27 protein-coding genes are annotated in these 21757 nt (G+C 56.7%); 4 read left to right on the plus strand and 23 right to left on the minus strand.

Going from position 1 to position 21757, the window contains the following annotated elements; genetic code table 11:
• Positions 1-75 precede the first annotated feature (75 nt).
• The 3 genes from Q5H92_RS26340 (at position 76) to Q5H92_RS26350 (ending at position 1942) form a co-directional block, all read left to right on the plus strand.
• Complete coding sequence (locus Q5H92_RS26340; RefSeq protein WP_305014564.1) at positions 76-660, plus strand: hypothetical protein; 585 nt, start codon at positions 76-78, stop codon at positions 658-660.
• A gap of 232 nt (positions 661-892) precedes the next feature.
• On the plus strand, positions 893-1381 hold the full coding sequence (locus tag Q5H92_RS26345; RefSeq protein ID WP_305014565.1) for a GvpU-like protein: 489 nt from the start codon (positions 893-895) through the stop codon (positions 1379-1381).
• A gap of 63 nt (positions 1382-1444) precedes the next feature.
• Positions 1445-1942 carry a hypothetical protein gene (locus Q5H92_RS26350; protein WP_305014566.1) on the plus strand — a complete coding sequence of 166 codons (498 nt, stop codon included), beginning with the start codon at positions 1445-1447 and terminating at the stop codon, positions 1940-1942.
• Here the strand turns inward: Q5H92_RS26350 and Q5H92_RS26355 are convergent.
• The 23 genes from Q5H92_RS26355 to Q5H92_RS26465 form a co-directional block, all read right to left on the minus strand.
• On the minus strand, positions 1939-4779 hold the full coding sequence (locus Q5H92_RS26355) for a hypothetical protein (protein ID WP_305014567.1): 2841 nt from the start codon (positions 4777-4779) through the stop codon (positions 1939-1941). The genes Q5H92_RS26350 and Q5H92_RS26355 overlap by 4 nt on opposite strands.
• Positions 4772-5581, minus strand: a complete 810-nt coding sequence (locus Q5H92_RS26360) for a hypothetical protein (protein WP_305014568.1) — start codon at positions 5579-5581, stop codon at positions 4772-4774. The genes Q5H92_RS26355 and Q5H92_RS26360 overlap by 8 nt, the downstream gene beginning before the upstream one ends.
• A 128-nt stretch (positions 5582-5709) precedes the next feature.
• Positions 5710-7695, minus strand: a complete 1986-nt coding sequence (locus tag Q5H92_RS26365) for an SIR2 family NAD-dependent protein deacylase (protein ID WP_305014569.1) — start codon at positions 7693-7695, stop codon at positions 5710-5712.
• Between the two features lie 27 nt (positions 7696-7722).
• Entirely contained in the window at positions 7723-8448 is a 726-nt protein-coding gene (locus Q5H92_RS26370; RefSeq protein WP_305014570.1) for a hypothetical protein, read from the minus strand.
• Complete coding sequence (locus tag Q5H92_RS26375; protein ID WP_305014571.1) at positions 8448-9002, minus strand: hypothetical protein; 555 nt, start codon at positions 9000-9002, stop codon at positions 8448-8450. The genes Q5H92_RS26370 and Q5H92_RS26375 overlap by 1 nt, the downstream gene beginning before the upstream one ends.
• Before the next feature lie 199 nt (positions 9003-9201).
• Positions 9202-9408 (minus strand): hypothetical protein, encoded by a 207-nt coding sequence (locus Q5H92_RS26380; RefSeq protein ID WP_305014572.1) that lies wholly within the window; start codon positions 9406-9408, stop codon positions 9202-9204.
• 2 nt (positions 9409-9410) lie between these two features.
• Positions 9411-10925, minus strand: coding sequence for a phage terminase large subunit (gene terL / locus Q5H92_RS26385; protein WP_305014573.1), 1515 nt, complete (start codon positions 10923-10925; stop codon positions 9411-9413).
• Positions 10918-11730 carry a terminase small subunit gene (locus Q5H92_RS26390; protein WP_305014574.1) on the minus strand — a complete coding sequence of 271 codons (813 nt, stop codon included), beginning with the start codon at positions 11728-11730 and terminating at the stop codon, positions 10918-10920. Before Q5H92_RS26390 ends, terL begins: the two co-directional genes overlap by 8 nt.
• Entirely contained in the window at positions 11730-12317 is a 588-nt protein-coding gene (locus tag Q5H92_RS26395; protein ID WP_305014575.1) for a hypothetical protein, read from the minus strand. Before Q5H92_RS26395 ends, Q5H92_RS26390 begins: the two co-directional genes overlap by 1 nt.
• 155 nt (positions 12318-12472) lie before the next feature.
• Positions 12473-12904 (minus strand): VRR-NUC domain-containing protein, encoded by a 432-nt coding sequence (locus Q5H92_RS26400; protein ID WP_305014576.1) that lies wholly within the window; start codon positions 12902-12904, stop codon positions 12473-12475.
• A 231-nt stretch (positions 12905-13135) separates the two neighbouring features.
• Positions 13136-13738: a nucleoside triphosphate pyrophosphohydrolase family protein gene (locus Q5H92_RS26405; RefSeq protein WP_305014577.1), complete on the minus strand. Its 603-nt coding sequence runs from the start codon at positions 13736-13738 to the stop codon at positions 13136-13138.
• A 25-nt stretch (positions 13739-13763) separates the two neighbouring features.
• A complete protein-coding gene (locus Q5H92_RS26410; RefSeq protein ID WP_305014578.1) occupies positions 13764-14231 on the minus strand; it encodes a hypothetical protein in 468 nt (155 codons plus the stop codon).
• Position 14232: 1 nt separating this feature from the next.
• Positions 14233-14481 carry a hypothetical protein gene (locus tag Q5H92_RS26415; RefSeq protein ID WP_305014579.1) on the minus strand — a complete coding sequence of 83 codons (249 nt, stop codon included), beginning with the start codon at positions 14479-14481 and terminating at the stop codon, positions 14233-14235.
• A 33-nt stretch (positions 14482-14514) separates the two neighbouring features.
• Positions 14515-14793 carry a hypothetical protein gene (locus Q5H92_RS26420; RefSeq protein ID WP_305014580.1) on the minus strand — a complete coding sequence of 93 codons (279 nt, stop codon included), beginning with the start codon at positions 14791-14793 and terminating at the stop codon, positions 14515-14517.
• Between the two features lie 33 nt (positions 14794-14826).
• Positions 14827-15624, minus strand: coding sequence for a hypothetical protein (locus tag Q5H92_RS26425; RefSeq protein WP_305014581.1), 798 nt, complete (start codon positions 15622-15624; stop codon positions 14827-14829).
• On the minus strand, positions 15584-16750 hold the full coding sequence (locus tag Q5H92_RS26430; protein ID WP_305014582.1) for a hypothetical protein: 1167 nt from the start codon (positions 16748-16750) through the stop codon (positions 15584-15586). Before Q5H92_RS26430 ends, Q5H92_RS26425 begins: the two co-directional genes overlap by 41 nt.
• 18 nt (positions 16751-16768) lie before the next feature.
• Positions 16769-17053 (minus strand): hypothetical protein, encoded by a 285-nt coding sequence (locus Q5H92_RS26435; RefSeq protein WP_305014583.1) that lies wholly within the window; start codon positions 17051-17053, stop codon positions 16769-16771.
• Positions 17046-18215: a DNA cytosine methyltransferase gene (locus tag Q5H92_RS26440; RefSeq protein WP_305014584.1), complete on the minus strand. Its 1170-nt coding sequence runs from the start codon at positions 18213-18215 to the stop codon at positions 17046-17048. Before Q5H92_RS26440 ends, Q5H92_RS26435 begins: the two co-directional genes overlap by 8 nt.
• Positions 18216-18217: 2 nt before the next feature.
• Positions 18218-19564 carry a hypothetical protein gene (locus Q5H92_RS26445; protein WP_305014585.1) on the minus strand — a complete coding sequence of 449 codons (1347 nt, stop codon included), beginning with the start codon at positions 19562-19564 and terminating at the stop codon, positions 18218-18220.
• Between the two features lie 60 nt (positions 19565-19624).
• Entirely contained in the window at positions 19625-19864 is a 240-nt protein-coding gene (locus Q5H92_RS26450; RefSeq protein WP_305014586.1) for a hypothetical protein, read from the minus strand.
• 38 nt (positions 19865-19902) lie between these two features.
• The gene (locus tag Q5H92_RS26455) at positions 19903-20235 is read right to left on the minus strand and encodes a hypothetical protein (RefSeq protein WP_305014587.1); all 333 of its coding nucleotides are present in this window, start codon (positions 20233-20235) and stop codon (positions 19903-19905) included.
• Between the two features lie 39 nt (positions 20236-20274).
• Positions 20275-20619, minus strand: coding sequence for a hypothetical protein (locus tag Q5H92_RS26460; protein ID WP_305014588.1), 345 nt, complete (start codon positions 20617-20619; stop codon positions 20275-20277).
• 35 nt (positions 20620-20654) lie between these two features.
• Complete coding sequence (locus Q5H92_RS26465) at positions 20655-20840, minus strand: hypothetical protein (RefSeq protein ID WP_305014589.1); 186 nt, start codon at positions 20838-20840, stop codon at positions 20655-20657.
• Between Q5H92_RS26465 and Q5H92_RS26470 the strand changes: the two genes are divergently transcribed.
• Positions 20839-21732: an XRE family transcriptional regulator gene (locus Q5H92_RS26470; protein ID WP_305014590.1), complete on the plus strand. Its 894-nt coding sequence runs from the start codon at positions 20839-20841 to the stop codon at positions 21730-21732. The genes Q5H92_RS26465 and Q5H92_RS26470 overlap by 2 nt on opposite strands.
• Positions 21733-21757: the final 25 nt, after the last annotated feature.

Consider the following 21757-nt stretch of genomic DNA (forward strand, 5'->3'; position numbering starts at 1 on the left):
CATCGTGCAGGTGTCAGGTAGTGAAAATACGCTTTTCTCTACTCACAACTGGCCTCCTATTTAGGGAAGCGTACAGTGGGTGTGCAGCTTCCATCGGTTTTAGCTTTATTCAGGTCTCCAATCAAAGCGCAAATAATCTTTAGTGAATTAACCGAAAATCAGATTCTTTCCGTTTCTACCTTTAAAGTGCGTAATAAAACTGTTTATGTGTTGTTCCATAGTGCTTTAGGAAAGCTGGGCAATGCATCCATGGGCACGTTAAAATTCTCTCAATTAGCAATGGAAAATATCAGTTCTATGCGACTTGCTGGTGATACAACTATAAGCAGACAGATTAATACTATAACATGTTTCTTCTTTAAAGAAGAGTCCGCTAAGAATGTTGCCCCGATAGAACTATTCTTCAGAGGTCTAAATAAGTATGCTCAAACTGCAACAATCAACCAGGAATCGAAGAAATTCTTCCACTCAGGCAGAATATCTACTCTGTTGTTCAATAGCGACAGAATCGAGCTTCTTCAGCAGCAACTTGGGATAGAGGGTGAGGTAGCGGGGTACATAAACTTTAATAAAACATCCGCAGGCTATGAATACGAAAATCTATACTTTCTATATGCAGACAGAATGAAAGCCGATTATGCCAGACATGATTTTCAGTAACACTATCGAGCTTGAAATACGACTCAGAATAGCAGCGCGATGGTTGATGGTCGCCGTGGTGTGGAAGGCGTTGGGGTTGCTGTGCCATTACTATGTACTGGCGAGGAACTGTTTTGTAGCTATCGGATTCAAAAACCTATAGATAATTAGCCAATAGGCACGAAGACGGCCGATTGACTGTTCTTTTTCGTAACTTAGTCTTCTACAATCTCACCAATATTTCGCCCACAAGATGCAACAAGAACCTGCCGATGAAAGCGCTTCTAATGAGGAGTTGACAACTGCCAAACCGGCGCCTGCCCCGCACGAGGAAAACGATGGCTTTCTGCAAAACATCGTCTGCATTGTAAATGAAGGCTACATGAAAAATGTGGGCATTGCCTTGCAAATAGGGGGGCTGCTGGTAAGCGGCACGATTATTTCGGGCGATGCGTATTTTGACAAGCTGGCTGAAAAAATGGCTGCTGCTGCTGGCGATGATGAGAAGAGCGCCGCGATACTAAGAAAATACTATGGCTCCTTTGGTGAGACATACCGTCGAAAACGCGAAGCCAAAACATTTAGCCCGGAGACTACTTCTTACATTCATTTGGAGGATTGTACCTTCAGCGGCTCAGCGCAATTGGCAAATTTGAGCACACTGTGGCGGGGGCGAATCTCGGCAGTTGACGGGTTCTTTTTTAGCAGGCTTACTAATAACTCAGCGAAGGATAAAGAATAACGGTTCCATCCTTTCTAGCAAGGCCCCAGCATTGATGCTGGGGCTTTTTTGTAGATTTCAGGCATGAAAACACCACTTGCCGCCCTGCTCTGCCTGCTCACGCTCACTACTCATGCCCAAGAGTGGCCCCGTAATCCCAAAACTGGCAAGGTAGAGTTTACGGGCGTGCTGCCGTGGCCTACCACGACAAAAACCGATGCCCAACGGCAGGCGCTGGTGAAGCGCTGGTATCTGGCGAAGCTCACCGACTCGACGCCCGCCCAGGTAGCCGAAGAAGTACGAACGATGGTTTCGAAGTCGCTGCTGACCTATGCGCAGTTGCCCACGATAACAGCGATTGAGCAGGGCAAAGAAGGCGAGGGTTATCGATTGCTATACATGGTGAAGCTGACTTCTGCGAAGGCAGGGCTTTCCTATAGCATTTCAGACTTCACACTCGCCAAAAGAAGTGACGAAGATTCTACGCCACTTGAACACCACCTAACCACGCCCGACACAAACAAACAAGCCGCCCTCGCAGAGTTGCGAAAGCGGCTTGTAAAGGCTTTATCTGCCTTCTAACCCCATCCGGCCGATGCTTTCGCATCTTCCACCCCTTTGACAAGCTTCTGGCGCTTCAGCTCGGCATCGTAGCCAAATTCAAGCACAGCAGGACCATAGCCGGCAATTTGTTTGTTGCTATCGGACGTATCGCTCACATGCTGTACTACCTGCTCTAGCAGCTGATTAGTGCGCGCGGCCTGCGCTTCTAGCGCCCCCATGCGAGCTGATAAGTCTGACGCGCCGGGGCCGCTTCCTGCCAGCTCGCCCCCGGTGGGCAAGGTGCCGCCGTTGGCGTAGTGGCCGGGGTAGTAGCCGGCCGGGGGCGGCGCTATTTCGTAGGGCAACGTGAATTGGCTAAAGTCGATGGCCGTGAGCGGCCGGGCCCGGCCGGCGGTGTTGATGAAGTCGAGCCAACCCAAGTTATTGGCCGTGGCCTGCCGGTTGGTGATGTGCTCGCCCCCCTCCATTTCGCCCAGGTGCGCCCCGCTCTGGTGCCAGAGCTGTACGCCGCCCTGCGCATGACGCGGTCCGTCCACCACGCCCCCGTCGGCGAAGGTGTCGCCGAGTGCCTTCGCCGCGAAGACGCCGCTCGCCACCGTCGCGCCGGCCACAATGATGGCCGGAATGTTGGCCGGGAAGGGAATCGCTGCCGCCTGCGCGATGGCCTGCACAGCGGCTTGTATAGCCGTGGCTGCCGTCAGAGCCAGAGCGACGCGCTGCCCTTCCTTTTGCAGTTGCTGTTGCTCTTTGAGCTGCTTCTTTTCCTCTTCGGCGGCTTTGCGCTTCGCAGCCGCGAGCCGGTCGGTTTCGGCCCGCTGCTTGCCGAGCTGCGCGAGGTAGTAATCGCGCCGTGCGCCGCTGCTCTTGCCCGCTTCCTCTTCCGATTTCTCGGCGGCGCTCTGACTGGCTTGCAACTGTTGGTCAAGCAAGCTGAGCTGATTGCGCGTGGCTTCGAGCTGCGCATCGACTGCGCTCAGGGCCGCGCCCACGACGGCGTTGCTGATTTGCTGCGCGGTTTGGGCGATGGCGGCGGCGGCTTCATTGATTTGCCCCTTCACCTTCTCCACGTCTTCGGGCTTTACGCCGAAGAGCTTTTCGAGGATGGTCGCGCCCAGGTTGAAGGGCCGCTTCGCGAGCTCGTTCATTCGTTGGACGAACGCCTCGCTCCACGCCGTTGTATCGCTGTAGAAGCCGGCCGTTCGTTCGGCCATGCGGCCCTGTTCGTCCTGCTGCTGCTCGAAATTCTTCTGTTGAATGTCTTGCTCAAAGTTGGCCTGCTCGACTAAGAGTAAGTTCAGCGCGTCGGTGTCGGCCCGCTTCTGCGCGAGGGCTTTGTCGTTGGTGCCGGTGTCGAGGGCGAGCAGCTCGCGCGCGTTCTGAATCTTCAGGTCTAGCGTGTACTGCCCCTGCGCTTCGAGCAGCGCGATTTCGGCCTGCTGCCGTTCTACCAACGCCGCCCGGTGCTTCGCGGTCTGCTCTTGCTCATGGGTTGCTGTGAGGGCGGCAATTCGGCCCTGCTGAGCAATGATTTCCGCTTCGTTGGGTTGGGCTGCGGCTTTCAGAGCTGCCAACCTTCGCCCTTCGGATTGTAACTGATATTTGTAAATCTCATTTCCCTTCGCCTGCTCGACGGCAATCACAGCCTCAAGCCGAGCCTGCGCAGCATCGACAGCCGCTTTCTTCTGCCGAACTTGTTCGGTGCGGTCGAGCGTCGCCAAGTCGCCGATGAGCGCGAGCTTGTCTTTCTTCTCCTGCTCATTGCTCTCCTTCGCGACTACGATGCGGTCGAGCAAGATTTTCCGCTGTAAAGCAAAGGTGTTCCTGCCCGAAGCTTCCTGAATTTTGAGCAGCTGCTCGTTGTAGTCAATCTGCTTTTGCAAAATGACTTTGTAGCCCTCGAAAAGTGAGCTTTCGAAACCGGCTCGGTACGCGTCGCCAATCTTTTTACCGGCCCCACGCATCGCATTCGCGGCCCCGCTGAAGTCGCCGGTCACGAATTTGGTAATCGCCTCCGCGCCCACCTTCACCGACGCTACCAATCCATCAAATAGGCCGCTCGCGGTGGCTTTTACCTTCGCGAAGCCGGCCTCACTGCCGACTACAGTTTTCGTCAGCTTCTCCCAATTAGTCACGACGTAGGCGAGGGCGATGATGAGCAGGCCGATGCCGGTGCCGGCGATAGCCAGGCGCGCGGCTTTGCCCCCGGTGGTAGCGGCCTCGCCCCCGGTCAGGTAAGCTTTAGCCGTGTTGAGCAAGCTGCTCAGGTTGGCCCGGCTCTCGCTGTTGAGGGCTTTGGAAATGGCTTCGAATGAGCTGGTAATCGCCACCACCGTTTGCATTTTGGCTTCGTACTCGGCGGCTTTGTCGGCCGACAAGCCGAACGTTTGGCCGGCGATGGCCACCACGCCCACGGCCCCGGCCAAACCCGAAGCCATGTCCACGAAGGCGGCGGCGCGCTCTTTGGGCGCGAGCGCGTCCAATCCGTCTTCAATGGTCTTAAGCTGCCCCTTGGCGCTGCCCAGCTTTAAAAACGCCTGCTCGTATTCTTCGGTGCCGATGGTGGCCCGGCGAAAGGCAGCTTCCAATTCTTCAATCTCGGCTTCGAGCGCCGACACGGTGCCGGGCTTCAGGCCGTCGAGCTTCGCGGCAAAACCTTCGGTGCTCTGCTCCAATCGCTCGATTTCGCCGACAAGCTTCGCCATGTCGGCTGTGATTTTCTTCGCCGCGTCGCTGCCCGAATCGAGCCCTTCGAGTTGCTTATCGAGGGCGGCGAGCTTCTTGGTGGTATCGGCCAACGCCTGCTGCGCGGCCGACATTTCTATCTCAATCCGATAGGTCTTGGTGGTATTACTCATCGCGGGCCGGGGCTGTGGGCGCGCTGCTGCTGCTCGTCAGCGGCCCGGTAAAAGCAAAGGGTAGTGAGGATATCGTCAGCCGGTTTCGCACGCGCTTCGTCCAGCGCACAAGCGCCCACGCGGCAAAATTCCAGCAGAAGCCCGACCGGCCCGAAGTCGTCAAGTGGGTTTCCATCGCGCTCAGCAGCTGTTCGGCGGCGGGCTGCACGGCCAAAAACTTCGCGATACTGGTCGCGGTAGCGGCTGAGCGCGAGAGAAAATTTCCAATCAGGGGCCAGGCCACCGACATGGGCAGCGATTCAAACGCGCGGGCAGAGGCTTCGACCACGTCGGCCGTTAGGGGCACGTCGGGCGCCGGGCCGAAGAGCGGCTTCTTGCCGGCCGGCTTGTAGAGCACAGCGAGCAGAGCCGGGGCGCAGGCCAGGGCATTGCCGTCGTGCTCGAGCAAAAAATTCAACAGCGCTTCGAGCTGCGCGCCAGCAATCTTGTCGAGGTCCGCCGGGGCCGGCACGTAGGTCGTGCCGGCGTGTCGAAAAGAAGTGTCGCCGTCAGTGCCGGGCATGGGCAGCGGCCCATCGAGCAAAAACGGCGCGCCGCGCAGAATCGGCAGGCACAGGCTCACGTCATCTAAAAACGGCTGCGCGGGCAAGTCGCACAGGGCGGCGAGGGCGCGGCAGCGGTCGGGCCAATTCGCGGCGGCGGCGAGGGCGGCATATTGGGCGAGGCTTACGTCGGCCCAACTGCTAGGGAGACGGCCGGTGCATTTGGCGCCGCTTTCGTCAGTAATGGTGATTTTGCTCATACCTAAGAAATGACGCCTGCTGCTTTTGTGGCTATTTCTTCGGGGCGTTGGCTCGCATCTGTCGATAGAAGAGCATGAAAAAGCCCCGGCCGGTGAGGGTCGGGGCTTTTTTAAGTTGTGAATCGGCTTTAATGCCGGGGTTGCGCTTCCTCAAGTAAATCCGCCTCAGATAGAACAGGTGGTTCATGCCAATCAGGAGCTTTCACAACCTCCTTGCTCCTAATATTAATTACTTCGCGCACAAGCTGTTTGGTTTTGCTCTTAATCTTATACTCACCTTTGCCCATATTTCTGCATATAGGTTGTACAACGGTATCGTTTTCCTCCCATGACACCCGCAAATGCCATCCTAAAATATGGAAGTCCCTAGTGTGTTCCGCTGTCATAACTATTTCATCAGTTATTAAAGCAGACTTGCCGGGGCGAATTGCCGCTATCTGCTCGTTATTCCCGTCAAATTGAAAGCTCATACTTTCTTTGACTGTCAAATTAACAGGCTTGTGGGTGAGAATATAGTTAAGGTCGATAATATCTTGCATGATTTGGCCGTCTAAGGCCACATTCTGAAATATAATACCAAACTCCTGCTCGATTTTAGGCAGCATTTCTATCATAGCAATAAGTTGCTCCCCGTCATCGGGCGAAGAACCTCTGCCCTTCATCTTCATGTGTTCATTGCTCCACACAGTTTGACCCTGATGGATTACACTGAAAATTTTATCCCTATCTAACGTGTGCATTATGTATGCATGCTCAAGCAAATACATAATATTGGGGTAGGTATTGTGGCGGCTGTCTAAATAAGCTTTGACGTTAAATCTTTTATTAGTCTTATCTATACGAACGATTAGCTCAAGGCGGGAAGCAGTGGTTAATACGACAAGTTGCAAGGCTTCTTCGGTGCGATATGCTTTGATAAGGACGTCAGAAATTAGAACCCCATTGTCGAGGCGTATACCGACATTCCCTTCCCAACCCGGTGCTCGTGCTATCCATAGCGCTACAACATCATCGTTTGGCAATGTAAATCCCTCCACCGTATGCGTGAATTGATTCATTGCATCAATGTTGATTCGTACTGGCTTGAGGGAACGCCCTGATTGTAAATCATCTAACGCCTTTTTAACTTCATCAGATGCAGATGAAATCTTGAACTGCGAGCGAGTTGGCCCATTTTGATTCTTCAAAGAGCCAATTGTTGGCTTTGACCCATCCAATTTTACTGAGAAATCAATACCCAAATTAGACAATGTTTGACCAAGTGGAACAACGGCCTCGATACCATCATTCGATAACTCTGCCAAAGCCGTGCGCTGAATGTAAGTCCATAATTCAGCAACAAATTCTTCTCCTGTGGCCTTTATAAAATATATATTATTTTGCTTCAAACGCTCCTGTCTGAGCGTGCTAATGGACGGGCCAACGACATACGCTGGCTTCATAAGTTTGCCTAATTTTTCAACGATTTTATCGAGTATAGTTAGGATATTGGGGTCTTCAACCGCATAGCCAATGAACACGATTGTGCGATTAGACATCAACCCCTTTAAATAAGTCCAAACTATATCATCTGCTCTATTCCAAAATGCATTATAATCGTCTTCCGATATAATCACACTTTCTGGTACGCTGGGCTGTCCGTGGATTTTAAAAAGCGTGACCTTTTTGTTGCCAATTTGAGGTATTTGGTTAGCCTGTCTGACCACATGGAGTTGATGCGGTTGATACACTAGCTCGAAGAGAGGGTCGTAATTAGTAGTAACTATGTAGTCGAAATATGCTATGCGGGCTAGCTGCTCATGAACATCCTTTCTTGACGGCTGCGCAGAAAATATTCTATCCAGAATTTCAATAAGATAATTACGGTTACCTCCATTTAAATCAATGAAATATTGCGCAAACTTTGGCAATGGCATTGTATTGGGGCATTCAGGCTTTTCTTGCCCAAGTTCTTCTGCCAAGTCTTTCTGTTGTGTGGGCGTTAGCTCTTTGTAAAGTGCTTCTACTACCCCTGCGCCCATCGGATAATCTGCGTAGCGTGAAAACCCTGCTCCTGCCCAGAGGAGTGCGCGGCCCTTCCGAATTTCTTTGAAAACGATTTCTTTGTCCATCATGGACGCCAAGCTACGAAAAGTTTGGCGTCAGTTCTGGTCTGATGGTAGCCTATTTCGACTGCGCCGCAGCTTCAACGATAACGTGAAAGAACCCCCAGCCGTCGGCGGGCTGCTGACGGCCTGCTCGATTGTCGTGAGCAGCTGCGCGGTCGTTTGGTGGAGCGCCGAAGAGTTTCGGATATGAAGGGCGGCGCTCGCTCCACTCCGTAAAAAATCCAGCAGCACCGGCCACGCGACCGAAACCGGCAGCGAGGCGAAGGCTTCAGCAGCGGCGCTCACCACTTCGGCCGACTGCTCAGCGGCATCGACCGGCATGAAGAGCACGGCGAGCAGGTGAGGCGCGCTGAGCACCGGGGCCGCAGCATTCTCGGCAATGAAGTCGAGCAGCGCTTCGAGCTGACCGGCGTTTATCTTGTGCAGGTCGCCGACGAAGCGATAAGTCACGCCCTGATGCGTGAGGGTTTCGAGCCGCTGCGCCGGGTGCGGTGGTTCCTGCTCGAATAGCCAGGTCGCCGCTTCATAGATGACGCCGTACATGCCGACATCAGCGAGTAGAATATCGGGCTCGATGCCGCAGATGAGGGCCGTCGCCTTGATTTTGCCGGTCTCGCTGTTGGCTGCCATCGCGGCCCGTAGCTGCGAGTAGGGCGCGAGCGCGACTTCAGGCCAGCGCTCAGGCAGCCGGCCGATATGAATGACGGGCTCGCCGATAAACATCGCGGCCGGCGTCTCTTTGATTCTGATTTCGCGCATTACTCGGCGATGCTTTTGCTGATGACAGCCACGCGACCGGCTTTGCGCTTCTTCACCTTCGGGGCCGGGGCCGGCGTGTGCGCTTCAGCCGAGCACGACGCCGAGCAGGTGCTCAGCGGGCAGGTCGAGCAGTTCATCTCAAATCGACCTTCGGGGAAGCCTTCAGCCAGGCGCGGGCCGGTCGGCTTATCGACCGGGGCAACATCAGGCGCCATCGCCAGGGCGAGCGCCGCTGCTTCGGCCTGCGCCTGCGCTTCAGAGTCGGGCGTATGAAGAAATGCTTCGTAGGGCTGAAGGTATTCCACCACGCCGGGCATGCCTTCAGTCTCGAAAACGCGCAGCAGCCGTTTATAGTGGTTCACGGCAACGTCGCCGCCGCCGATGCGATAGCGGTGCGTAGGGTTGAGGGGGCTGCCGTCGGGCTGCTTCAGCTTGCCGCCGTACTTCTTTATCAACTCGGCGCCGAGCCGGGGCGCTTTCTCGACGTGCTCAGTGCTCGGCAGCCGGTCGGCGAATTGCTTCAGGGCGTCTTTTATTTCGTTAGTGACTTCCATTTGTGGGATTAGTGAGCAGTGAAAAAGCCGGCCGAATAGAGCAGCCAAAACATGAGGGCATTGCTGATGAGCGACTGCCAAAAACTATGCGTGCCAGTCTTAGGCTTGCCGTGAAGGTTGGCCGAAGCGAGCAGGCTGATAGCGACTAAAAAGAGGAAAATGAGGGCTTGAATTGTCATGCTGAAGTTTGAAAAAGTGATTAATTGAAAACGTCGATGAGCTCAGTCGATGCCTGCGAGGTGGTATGCCAGCCGAAGCAGCGCTCGCAGTAGTAATGCCGGCACTCGCGCCGGTTGGCCCGGCCGCTGCGCTTGGCGTCTCTGACTACCTGCTTCGCTTTTGACTGCTTGAAGCGCTTCTTTCGGCACGCCCGGCGCTCGCGGTGCTGTTGGTTGATTCCGTTCATCGTTAAGCGTAGCTAAGGCCGGCCTGCGGCTTCGTGGCGCGCGCAATGGCTTGCGTGAGGTTGTCGAGTCTGTCATCGTGGGCAGCGTTCGGAAAGGCTGCGCACTGATTGATGAGCGCTTCATTCCAACTTCCATCGAGCAGCACGACGCGGCCGGCTTCGATGAAGGGCGTCGAAGCGTTCACCCGCTCAGTTTTGCCACCCATCGGCGGGGGCGCCTCGACAATGTTCAGCTTCGTTTGCACGCGCAGCATTTGCACAATGGTTTTGCCGCTTGCTTTGGGCTCGATGTAGAACTTAGAGAGCATGCCGAAGCCGTTATCTTTTAGCAGCTGCGGTAGCTTGGCGAGCAGCTCAGGCGCTTCGAGCGTGAATTCGCCTGAGTAGCGCACGTAAAGCGTATTCTGTAGCACAGTCGAGACCATGACTGCGCTAGGGTCGTTTTTCTGCTCTTCGGTATAAGCCGTGTCCCCGTCGGCATGCCATACCGCTGTTTTTGCGCCCGGCACGTTTTCGAGAAAAGCAGGCCAGCTCATTGAGCGGAACCATCTCTTTTTGATGCGACCGCCTTCTTCCGGTGAGGGCTGCTGAAGTATCTGCCCTGAATAGCCATAAGAGCCAAGCGCGAGCTTCAGCTTAGCCAGGGCCGGGCGAGCCAGTCGCAAAACGTCGAGCAGTCCGTTGATGTACTTTTTGACTAGATGCTTCGGCTTTACATTGAAGCCGAGCTCGCCGGTCTTCGGGTCGGGCGTCAGCTCGCCGGGCAAACAGATATGACGTAGGGGCTCGCCGCGAGTGAGCCAGATGCCGGCCGGGTCTTTCTCATGTAGGCGCTGCATGAGCATAATTGTCACGCTGCGGCCTTTGTCAGTTTTGCGGGTGCTGAGCGTTTCGAGATGCTTTGCGGCTTGCTTCAGGCTGGCATCGCTCGCGCTGAGCATCGGGTTCAGCGGGTCATCGACTAGAATAAAGTCAGCGTGTACGCCGGTCACTGCGCCGCCTGAGCTGGTGACGTATCGCTGACCGCCGCGCGTGTTGCGGTAACTCATTTTCCCGTCTTCGTCGCCCTTGAATCGAATGCGACCGGGCCAAAGGCGCTGAAACTTGTCAGAGCGCAGGCAGTCTCGGCTTTTGACGCCGTGCCCGACGCTGATGCTGCTCGCGAAGCTGCTGCTGATAATGCGCGTGCCAGGGGCGCGCAGCCACAGCCAGGCAGGGAAGAGCTGCGTGACAGTCGTGCTCTTCGAAGTGCCAGGTGGAATATTAATGAGCACGTCGGGCTGAGACTCGCCGCGCTCCCAAGCCTCGAAAACCTCCTGAAGTTGGTCGCACAGGTATTCGAGGTGCCAATTCGGCACTAGCTCGACGGTCTCGATAGTCGGCCAGAATTCGAGAAAGAAGTCGTAAAACCGGGCGAAGCAGACATCGGCGAGAAGCTCATCGTCGGTAATCTCTTCGAGGTCGGTTTCGAGTAGCGCGTCGAGCTCTTCGGGGCTGAATGAGTCGAGGCTACGCATCGGCCGGCCCTTTCTGAGCAGCCGCAGCAGCCCGGCGCGCGTCGAGCAGCTGCTTCTTCAGCTCAGGCGACATCGCGGCGCGCAGGGGCGTCATGACGGGAAGGCCGTCGCTGGTGACGTCGAGCTTCGTCGTGAGCATGCCGCGCCATTTGGCGAGGTTGTCGAGCGCAGCATCAGGGTCGCGCAGGGTGAACGAAGTGCCGCCGCGCCCCTCAGTGATGGATTTAACGAGGTCGAGCACGCCGAGCGCTTCGGCCTTCACCAAGTCGAGCCGCAGCTCATCGCGCAGCACGGTCGGGCCGGCGACAATGCGAACGGCGTCGGGATTCTGCTCTAACTCCATTTCGAGCCTGAGCAGATACGTTTCACGCTTCAGCGCCTCGCGCTTCATTCGCTTTCGAAAAGTCTCGCGAAGCTTCTTTTCAGTGATGAGCGACTCGCAGCGGATAGCATAAGCCTCTTCAAATTCCACGTCGGCGCGGCACTCTTCCACAATCTGAGCTAAGGGCTTCGAGATTCGGGGCGTGTACTCGACTGGCTGCTTCGTGTAGAAGTCGGAAAGGTCAACCGTAGCAATCCTATCCCAACGCGCAGCAATCTCTTCAGGGCTCAAACCTGAGTGAGAAAGGAGTTTTTTGATTTCGGCTTGTATGTCAACATTTGTCAACAGTCGGCTTCCCTGACTTCTCGCAGTCTTTTCGCTATAACCCGCGCTCAGGGCAGCCCGCGTCGCATTCAGACAGCCCGCGTAAGCTTTTGCAAAGCTGAGCTGCTTCGGGCTCAACGCGCTTTTCTCGCTGCTCATTATTCCGACTCTGATAAATTCGAGAAGGCCGCGCCGAACGTGTCGCGCAGCTCATTCTTCATTTTGACAATGGTGCGGCGAATCCAGCTGTAGTCTTTCCCTGTGAGCTGGCCTATCTGCCGGTAAGTGCTGCCGGCGACGTGCAAGCGGAAAGCCGTCACGTCGGCCGGGTGGTAGCCGGTGGCGAGCTCAGTCTCGACGTCGGCAGCCAGGGCGGCGAGCCCGTCTTCGGGCGGGGCCGGGCTGTTGAGCTGCCGGTCGTAGGCTTCGGCCAATTCGAGGGGCGTGAGCTTGCCGGCCCGGCGCCGCTCTTCGACGGCCCCCCATTTGATAGCCTGAAGAATATAAAACTTGTAATTGCTCCCCTTGAATCCTTCCTGCTGAATCGCGTCGTGACAATCCAAAAGCTTCTGCTGATACAGGTTCATGCCGTCTTCAGCCGAGCCGGTGAGCTTGACAGCCAGGGGAAGCAAATGCCCCCGCTCGGCAGCACCGACGCGCAGGCACTCGGCGGCCTGTGCTTCGCGCTCTTCGCGGGGGCATTCGTGTTGAGAAAAATCGGATTCGGAAGTATTGGTTTTCTGCACTGTACGAAGGTACAGATTAGAGCTAATTAGAGCAACTTAGAAATGGCTTTATCGTAAAAGCGCGCCGCATTTCGGGCACTTCATCAGGCGCACGCCCGGCATGAGCAGGGCCGGCGACTCTTCGAGGCATCGCCAACAGATGATGAGCTCGCGGTTTACTTGAATTGGGCGAGCCATTGGCGAAGTGCGATGAGCAGGGCGTCGGTATTGTCGCGGCACTCGAAAGCGAAGCCGCCTGCTCTTTTGATGTCGGCGAGAAAGGCGGTCTGCTCATCGCTGAGCTTGTCTTCCCCGACCTTCACTTCGACCGCAGCCCACCGACCGCAGCCCTCGCGAAAGCCGATGACGTCGCTGACGCCCTTCTTCGCCGAGTTCGCCCGGTGCTTGCCGAGCTTGGCGTCGTACACGCCCACGTTGTTGTTTCGCCAGGCGTTGAAGCCGTGAACGTGAAGCGTCGCCAGCACGGCCCGCGTCAGCTGCGAGGTGGGCGAGCTGCCGCCCGGCTTCTTTTTCTTCAGCTCTTCGCGCAGCTGCTCAGTCGTGAGGCGCGCGTCAGGGTTCCACTTTGGTAGGGTTGAGGGTTGCATAGTTAAGAAATGGCCGGGCCCGGCGCTGTGGCTAGAATGGTAGTCCGTCATTTTTGATGATTACCCGACGCGGCACCTTCAATCTGTAAGGGCGGCGCTTTCGGGTTATGGGTGCCGGCTTGCTGCGGCTGGCTCGGCTCTTCAGAATTTCAGGCCAGAACCATCCGTTTACCTCAGCATCTGATATTAGCCAATCCCCTATTGGTTCGAAGCGCGTGCGTGTTTTGCGGCTCATATTGACCGCGAACAGTTATTGCAGCCGCCTTCATCTTCAGGGTGAAAGCATACCTGCGACGCTCGGCGCTGGTTGAAGTTCTGCATCGCAGCCAGGGCCACAGCAGCCACCTCAGTAAGCTCTTTGTAATAGCGCTCAGGGTCAGCGTGAGGGTGGGCGGCGTCATCGAATTGAATTTCGACGCACTCTTTCGCGACCTCGCCGACCTCTTCGGACAAAATGAGAAACCACTCGAAAGGGGGGCGATTTTGCGGGCCGAACTTTCTGAGTTGGCGGGCGCGCTCTGAAAAAACGTCGCTTAGTTCGCGAGCGTGAGCATCTTCGAGAGTAATGACAGGCTCAGGCGATAGCTGAGCCGTTGCTTCGAGCCCTGCCATTAATGCCGGAAAGTATTGACTCGCCATAAACTCGCGCCAATACTTGACGGGCGCAGCCTGTCTCTCGCTTAATGCCTGGTACTCGGGTGCGGCATTATCTCGCAAGTATTCGCGAAAGGGCTGAAATAAAAGAATTGGCACTGTTAGTAGTGGAACATAGCTAGTGTTGGCAAGGCGCTCGCATTGGGCGAGAACGTGGGCTTTTGTTACAGTCTGGCTCATTTTGGATGTTTTGAAAAAGTGAATGTTAAAAAGGAGGTTGAGGAAAAGCCGAGTCATCGGTCGGCGGGCCGTAGTCGAGCACGCGCAGCACGCCCCCGCGCTCAGGCTCGCCGTATTTGTCCCATCGACTGACCCACGCGACCGATTTGCGGCGCAGCATCTCTTTCGCGAGGTTTTCGGTATTGGTGAGCTTTTGCAGGTTGCCGGCCGTGTAGCCGTCGGCGTCAATTATCCTATCGACGTGGTAGCTCTGCGCGGTGCGGCCCCGGCCTAGCAGTATCTGCGTCTCATAGCAGAAGGCGCGAAACTCATCGAGCGTCAGGTCGAAGAAGCAGCCCCGGCCCTTCGCGTTGCTCTTCAGCTTGCGATAAGCCCAGGCGACCAAATCGCGGGCCTTCTCGCGCTCAGCTCGGCACGGATTGCAGTAGGCGAATGAGCCGCTCTTCGCCCGGTAGGCTTGCCGGCAGCAGCCCGGCGTTTTGCAGAGTTTCATGTCAGAAGGGCGACTCGGCAGCTTTCGACCGGGGCAGCTTGGCGTAGCTGCGAACGATGTGCGCGAGCAGCTCTGAGGCTTCAATCGCGAGGGTAGCCGGGTTTCGGTTATCGACGCGCCGCGACTCGAAGGCGTCGAGCCATTTCGCGACGTCATCGTGAATCGGCCAATACTGCTGAGCACTGGCTAAGACATGCCGGCAGATAGGGCAGGGCGTTTCGGGCGCCGCGCTTGCTTCATTATCTTTCATTTTAGAGCAGATTAGAGCAGTGAGGGCAAATGATTAAAAGCGGCCGGCGCCGAAGAGACGCTCGGCTTCAGCAATGCAGGCAGCCGGATTCTTGGCGCACTCTTCAGCCCAGCCGCCACAGTGATAGCATCGCGGGTGAAGGTCTTCGTCGCTGAGCACCGGCTCACAGGTGCAAGCATGACAGGGCGCGCCGGTCACAGGGCACCCCTCGCAGCCCTCGCAGAGCTGGTCGCACTCGGCGCCGTCGAAGTTCCCGCCGCAGATTTCGCAGGGGTCAGGGCTTTCGGGCTCGAAATTGTTATCGTAGTCCATTTTGAAGCAGATTAGAGCAGTGAGGGCAAGACTTTAGGCAGCCGTGTCGGGTAGCTGCTCGGCAGATGTATTCGCGGCGTCGGCCTGGTGCTCGCGCAGCCGGCTCATCAGGTAGTCGCGCCGTACCTGCGCCATCGCTTCGGCATCTTCAGGCGCCGAGCGCGAGCGCAGCTGCTCGCCGAGTCCCTTCGGCCGGCTCTTCTCGATGCGGCGCTCGCGCAGCACCTCAATCGCGACCGGAATCTTCGCGCGGGCCATGCTGCGCAGCTCTTCGCTTTCGGCATGACGCCGGGCGAAGTAGTAGGCGATGCCCTGCTTCAGCTGCGCGTCGCTCTGCTTCTCGATTTTGGCTTTGAAGTAGAAGGCCGGCATCTGCTCAGCGGGCAGCAATTCGCCGAGCCCGGCTTCGCTCTGCTTCATTGCCCGGTGGGCGCGCTCGGCATTGTGCTCGACTATCGTATCACGGTCGGCGGCGTACTTCATTGCCCAGCCGTGCACGGTGGGCGCGTCGATGCGGTCGTAAGTCGTGCCGTACTTGCCGGCGATGGCTTCGCGAAACATGAGCGTAAACTCATCAAATCGCCAATTCCAATACCTTTCGAGCATGTCATCGGCGAGCAGCCCGGCTTGCACGTTGTTGAGGTTTTTGCCCACGTTGAACTGTTGAGCAGCAAAAACGATGATGCGCGTAAGGGCGTAGCTGGCATTTTCGCGAGCGTCATCGCCGAGCGCAACCAACGCCGAGACCTGCGCCGACTCGCGCGCTTTGGTCACGCTGAGCCCGCGAAACTTATTGGCTATCGCTACTTGATGTCCGTCGGCTTTGAGCAAGGGCGCGAGCGAATTCCGCTGCGTCATCATCAGGCTTTGCGCCGTTCGTTGCAAAGCGAGCGCCCGCTCTTCGTCCGGCGCCGCTCCCGCTGTCTGAGTGATTTGAAAGGTTTTCATGCTGATTCTTTTTCGCGTCAGCGGCCCGGCGTTCGAACCATTTGCGCGCGGTGAGATTTGCTGAAGTTGAGTTTTTGAGCAGCGGCTTATAGTTCGCCATTGCGAGCAGCAGCTCGCTCACGCGGTCGAAGCCAAACTCGGCGAGCAGCGCGTCAGCCTGCGCGGCCGTCAGCGGCTTGTCGAGCTGTTGCACGCGGTCGGCATCGCCGCCAGGGTTGAGCAGCTCGGCGAGCGGGCAGTCGGCCGGCAGCAGATTCGCGGCCGGGCCCGCTGGCTTTATTTTTTTTTGCGCCGCAGGCTTGCTTTTAGGTTTAACTAATTCAGCCTCAGCAGCATTGTCGGCGACGTGTTGCGGTGCGTTATTCGTAACCGTTTCAGAATCAGCACCCTCATTTTTTTTTGAGTCGAAGGGCGCTGCGAGCGACGCCGAAGGCTCGCTCGAATCACTGAAAGATTCTGAAGTATTAGCTGAAAGATTAAATGAAGTATTAGTCCCCAAATCTTGGGGTAGGGCTTCCCCAATTTCAGGGGTAGTACTACCCCAAGATTTGGGGTAGGCTACCCCAAAATTTGGGGTAGTACCTACCTCAGTTTTTGGGGTAGCCCCTACCCCAAATTTTGGGGTAGTCCTACCGCCTCTTTCGGGGTAGGGGTTGAGCTTCGCTGCGGCTTCGATGGCGGCGAGCCGGGGCATCAGCACCCGATAAAAGCCGGCGTCTTTATCGACGGTTTTGCTGATGAGCTTCGCGTCGAAGAGCTGCTTCACGCAGGTTTGCGCCGTGTTTACCGAAATGGTCAGGCGGTCGGCGAAGTGTTGGTCGGAGGCATCGCAGCCGCGCGCGCTACTGTGGTGCAAGCTGACTATTTCAGCCAGCACCGCGCGGGCATTCATCGACATCGGCAGCCGCAGCACCGAAGCCGCGAAGTCGAGCCCCAACTCGCCGGGCTTCTTTCGGGTGGTGGGCTGCGTCGGAGTCGGGTCGTTGGGCACTTTATAGAGGTGAGTCATTGGGTAGGAGGTCGGGCGTTATCGGACGAAGCAGCCGAAAGCGAGCAGCCGCTCGAAGTCTTTCGGCTTCTTCTCGTAAGGCGTGCCGTCGGGCAGCCGGCGCATCTGAAGCATGCCGTCGAGGAAGAGCAGCTCATAGCTCAGGCCGTCGTGAACGCTTTGCCAGGTGCCGAGCAGCGGCTTCGCTTCATCGGGCACAGCCAGGGCGCGCAACTGCTTCAACTCGGCGCCGGTCTTCGTCGGCAAGCCGGGCAGCTCAGCCAGGGCGGCGAGCTGCCCGCTAGTCAGTTTGGTCTTAGCCATTGCCGAAGTGCTCAGGATAAAGCAGCCGGCGCGTGCCGTCGATGGCCTTGTAAAACTGAAGCACTACCTGCGGCACGACAGCATTGCCAGCCGCTTTTAAGATTTTGGCTCTGTCAGTTCGCACCAATCGGCCGGGAAGCCCATCATTTCTAGCACAAAGCGCGGGTTCAGTGAACCTCCATTCTCCGACTGATTTGCTAACTGCTGCTCCATTCTGCCTTTGTCCGGAGAGGATGACGGGCGTAAGGGCTTCGCCATTGCGCTCGATGCGCGGGGGGTGCCCAGCATCATTTTCGCTATTGCAGTCGGAAGCCCCCCCTCTTTTCGCTTCATGCGCGAGGCAGATAGCGGGTTGTTCTTTCCATCGCTCGCCAATGGGGTCGGAAGCAGTGCCCCCAAAAGCGTTAGGTTGCCCCCTCCGTAAGCCTGACTGCTCCGCTCCCCATCGGCTGCCGTGGGCGTCGGGAGCATCTTCACGAATACTCCCAGGGGCATGCTGACTCCGTTCCCATTGTTGTGCTTCTCCTTCAGTTTGGCGGCTCGCGCCATGAATGATTCGGGGCTCTCGCCGTCGTTCGGATTGCCAGCGCAGGGAGTGGGCCACAAACCAGAACCTATCTCTTTTATGGATGGCACCGACGCCGCAAGCTGGAAGTAAAACCGGCTGAACGTCGTAGCCTTCAGCTTCCAACTCAGCGCACACAGCTTCGAATTGAAGGGGATGCCGAGTAAGCAAGCCCCGAACGTTTTCGCCCAAAACGTGGCACGGTCGAACCTCTCGAATGACTCTAAGCATCTGCGGCCAGAGGTGGCGAGGGTCATTTGTGCCGAGCCCCTTGCCGGCGTCGCTAAAGGGCTGGCAGGGGAATCCCCCGCAAACAAGGTCGATTGCACCCAGCCAGAGCCGGGCGTCGAATTGGCAGATGTCGCCATATAACACGGTTTGAGGTTGCAACTGCCCAGGGCGCCATACTTTCCACTGACTTATGATGTCAGCCAGTTCAGCAGCGCCGAGGTCTTCAGCCGGTATGCACTTGAAATTTTTAATCAGCACCTGACGGGCGAAAGGGTCGATTTCGACCATGACTGCCGTCGCCCATCCCATCCAATGCGCTGCGAGGTCAAAGCCGCCGATTCCGGCGAACAAGCTGAGCAGGCGCATAATTAGGCAGCGGGGGCTTCGGTGGCTTCGGTATTGACCGGCACGGCGGCGAGCTGCTTCGCTTCGAGCAGCGCGTCGCTCAGGTCTTCATCGGTCGCAGCCGGCGAGTAGGCTACCACAGACAGGCGCGCGCAGTCGGGCTTGCCGATGGCGTGCTTATTGTCTTCGAGGTACTTCTTCAGCGCGCCGCGCACGCCCTGTTTTTTGCCGTTCTCGCGTTCCTCAATCCAGCCGCTTACTTTGGTAATGATGGCCGGCGCATCGCCTGAAACCCGATTTTTCGAGTTGATGACGGTGCCTTCGGGATGCTCAAAGGGCGCCTCAGTGAGTCGATTGATATGCAGCAGAATCTTCGTCTTTTCCGGCCGCGTCACTACCGGATGATTGATGAGGCGAATGATTTGCTCTTTCTGCGCTGGCGTCAGCCAGGGAATGAGCGTGTCGCGCTCGCTCGGCTCGGTGATGCTGTCGGGCACAATCTGCATTACCGGGTTTTTGGCATCATGCAAAACGGCGGCATCGATGCGCTTTTTCGCGGCTTCTTTATCGACTAGCAGATATTTTCGGAATGGCTTCGCGTCGCCGTTCCACAGCTCCACTAGTTCAGCCGTTGAAAGCGACGCATCAAAACGGGCGCGCAGGTGCTGTACTTTTTCAAAGTCTTCGCTGCTTAGGTCGGCAGTAGTTGAGGCTGCCGGGGGTGCCGAAACCGGCACGCCGGCCCCGGCTGTCTCTTTTTTTGGTGTTTCGACTTCGGCTGCTGATGTCTGAGCCCGGTCGGCGTCCGTCACTGGTTGCGCATGAGCAGCGGCCGGCACGTTGGTATTATATTCCATCTCTTCGGCCGGCGTCGCTTCGTAGCCAGCCGCGCGAATCAGGTAGGCGAGCACGTTGCGAAATGCCTTGCCGGTCGCGCGCGTCTGCGCCATGCTCATAATCGCGAATTCCTGATAGAACTTTTTGCCGCTTTCCTTATTCGAGCAGGTCGCGAAGCCGGCGCCGACGGTGCATTGATGGCGCAGGTCGAAAAGCGTTACCTGCGCTTGATATTTGATTTCGTCGGCCGTGCTGGTGTTGATGACGTGCCCGGTAATCGGCACGATGCCGAGCCGGCTGCCGGCGTATTGCCAGCCTTCGACGTTCACGAAGTTTTTGCCCTGAACTTCGGTGCTCAGCTTGTTTTCCTTGATGAAGCGCGCGAGGTCATTCGCGAGTTCGAGCACGTCTTCGCTGTTGGCGATGTCGAAGCTCTTCACTTTGGGCGCTGGTTCCGGCTTGCGAGTTGCGGGGCGCTTGGCTTCTTTTTGCGAGGGTTTTGCGGGTGTTGCCATACTTTTGCAGGTAATCAAGTTTTTCAGTTGAGTGATTGAAAGCCGGCCGCAGGGGCAACTGCGGCCGGCTTTCTGTTTTTAGTCTTCGTAGTGCCAGCCGTGCGGATTGCCTTCGATGCGCGGCGCGTGCCCGATTTCGACTTCTGCCGAGCTGCTCAGCGTCCGGCTTTCGGCATAGGCCAGCAGCAGCGCGAGCAGCATGACGGCACCCATCGCCAGCAGCATGCGCAAGACGCTGCGCTCGGCGCCGTCTCGCAGCTCAGTCTTCGTCATTTGGCTCGCCGGGCGCGGCGTGAATTCGTGAGCCGTGCGGGCCATGAAGCGGGCGACGGCGGGGGAGTGGTGCCGGGCGTGCATCAGGCCGCTTCTTTGGCGTAGGAAATGGCAGCATCAGCGGCGCGGTCGGCGTCGGGCTGCTCTTCGGCTTGGCGAGCCAGCCACGTTCCCAGCTTCAGGAAAAGCCCGTTAGGCGTCTCGGCAGAAAGGAAGCACGCAGAGACGCCGAGCGGCAGGTCAGAGCTCGCGAGGCTGATGTCGTACACGTTGGCCGAAAAATTCGAAAAGGCGGGGCGCCCTGGTACTTCGGGGAATGCCTGAAGGCAGGACACAGCGACCAAATCAGGGTTTTGAATAGCGTCGAGCAGCGCGCGAACGGTGGCGTCGAACAGGGTGAGGGTTGGGGTTTCCATCGGGCAAATGGGGTTGAGTGAGAAAATGAGAAAAGCTTCTTAGGCGGCTTGCCGGGCCAATGCGTGAGCCACGCAGCCGGCGCGTGAGTAGGTGACTGCGCGGCCGTTATGCGTGTAGGCGAGCAGCGAGTCGGGCCGGTCGCGCTCTGCGATGAGCGTCGTGCGACTTTTGATGCCGGTGATGTCGAGCGCTTTCTTAGTCGTTACCTGGTCATCAAGGCTTTCGATGAATGCGCTTTGAAAGGCTTTGTGCTGACTGAGTTCGCCTCTTAATTCTTGCTCTTTCGCGAGGCACTGAGCAACCTGACTGCGCAGGCTCAGCACCTCTTTCCAGATTACAGCGATGTCAGTCGGAGCCTGAGCAGTTAAATCAGATTGAGTCATAACAGAGCAAATTAGAGCAAAGCAGACAATTTTTTTTAATCCGGCAGCTGAGCAGCAGCTTCGGCCACTAATTCACTAGCTAACTTGTTGATTGATATACGCTTTTTGTCTTTTAAAAAGCGCCGAGCCTGTTCTCTTTTAAGTGCGTCCTCGGTCGTTCTAGGCACTTTTACCGTCGTGGCGTAGTAGTCACTCGGCTTTTTGGGGGCTTTTGCTGCCATGATTAAGGGGATTTGTTTCTACAAACTTATAGAGCAAATTAAAGCAAAGCAAATTTTATTAGAGCTAATTACTCTAATCTGCTCTGTATTGCTTTGCTTTGCATTAGTTAATTATATCCTTTCCTCGAATACAACAATGTCGCAAGCCGTGAGCCCCAAACTTTCCACCCAGGCCACCCGATTGAAGTACCTGCGCAAAGTCGCGAATCTATCAAATCGCGAGGTCGCCGAGAAAATCGGGCGGGCGAGCTCGCAGGTGAGCCGGTATGAAAGCAACGCGACGGCTGACATTCGCGATGTAGTCGATAAGCTCGCCAAGCTCTATAAAGTGACGCCCGACTTCATTCTTTACGGCGAAGACGGCCCCCCTGCGCAGGTGCTCGAAATGCGTCGCCAGGTCGCGCAGCTCGGCATTAAACCCATTAGTGAAATGCCCATTACTTACCGTACCGGCGACATCGAGATTTCCTTCGCGCGCCGGGTGCCAGTGGGCGCGCGTGCCACCTTCGCCGAAATGGTTGACGGCAGCGGCGAGGGGCTCGAAAGCTTTGAAGAGGTGCCGATTCAGAACCCGACGCCCGAACTGCGCCGGCCGGGCTGCGTCGAAATCGAAGTGAACGGCGACAGCATGCAGCCGACGCTTCAGAGTGGTTGGTGGGTGGCCTGCTATCCCATCGACAAGGGTGATTTTAAGTATCTGCCGAGTGGAATCTACGCGATTGTTTTCGGGAATTTCTTCGTCATCAAGCGCATCAAAAGCAACGACCTACTCAAAGACGGCACGCTGACGCTGCACTCCGACAATGAAAACGGCGGCACGCTGACCGTGCCCGGCGATGAGCTGCGCGGCATCTACAAGGTTGTAAAAGTCACCGACGGCCCCCTTCACTAGTGCCATGCCAGCCGCTACCTATAAA

It is taken from the genome of Hymenobacter mellowenesis (genome assembly GCF_030581005.1).
GTDB classification, from domain to species: Bacteria; Bacteroidota; Bacteroidia; order Cytophagales; family Hymenobacteraceae; genus Hymenobacter; species Hymenobacter mellowenesis.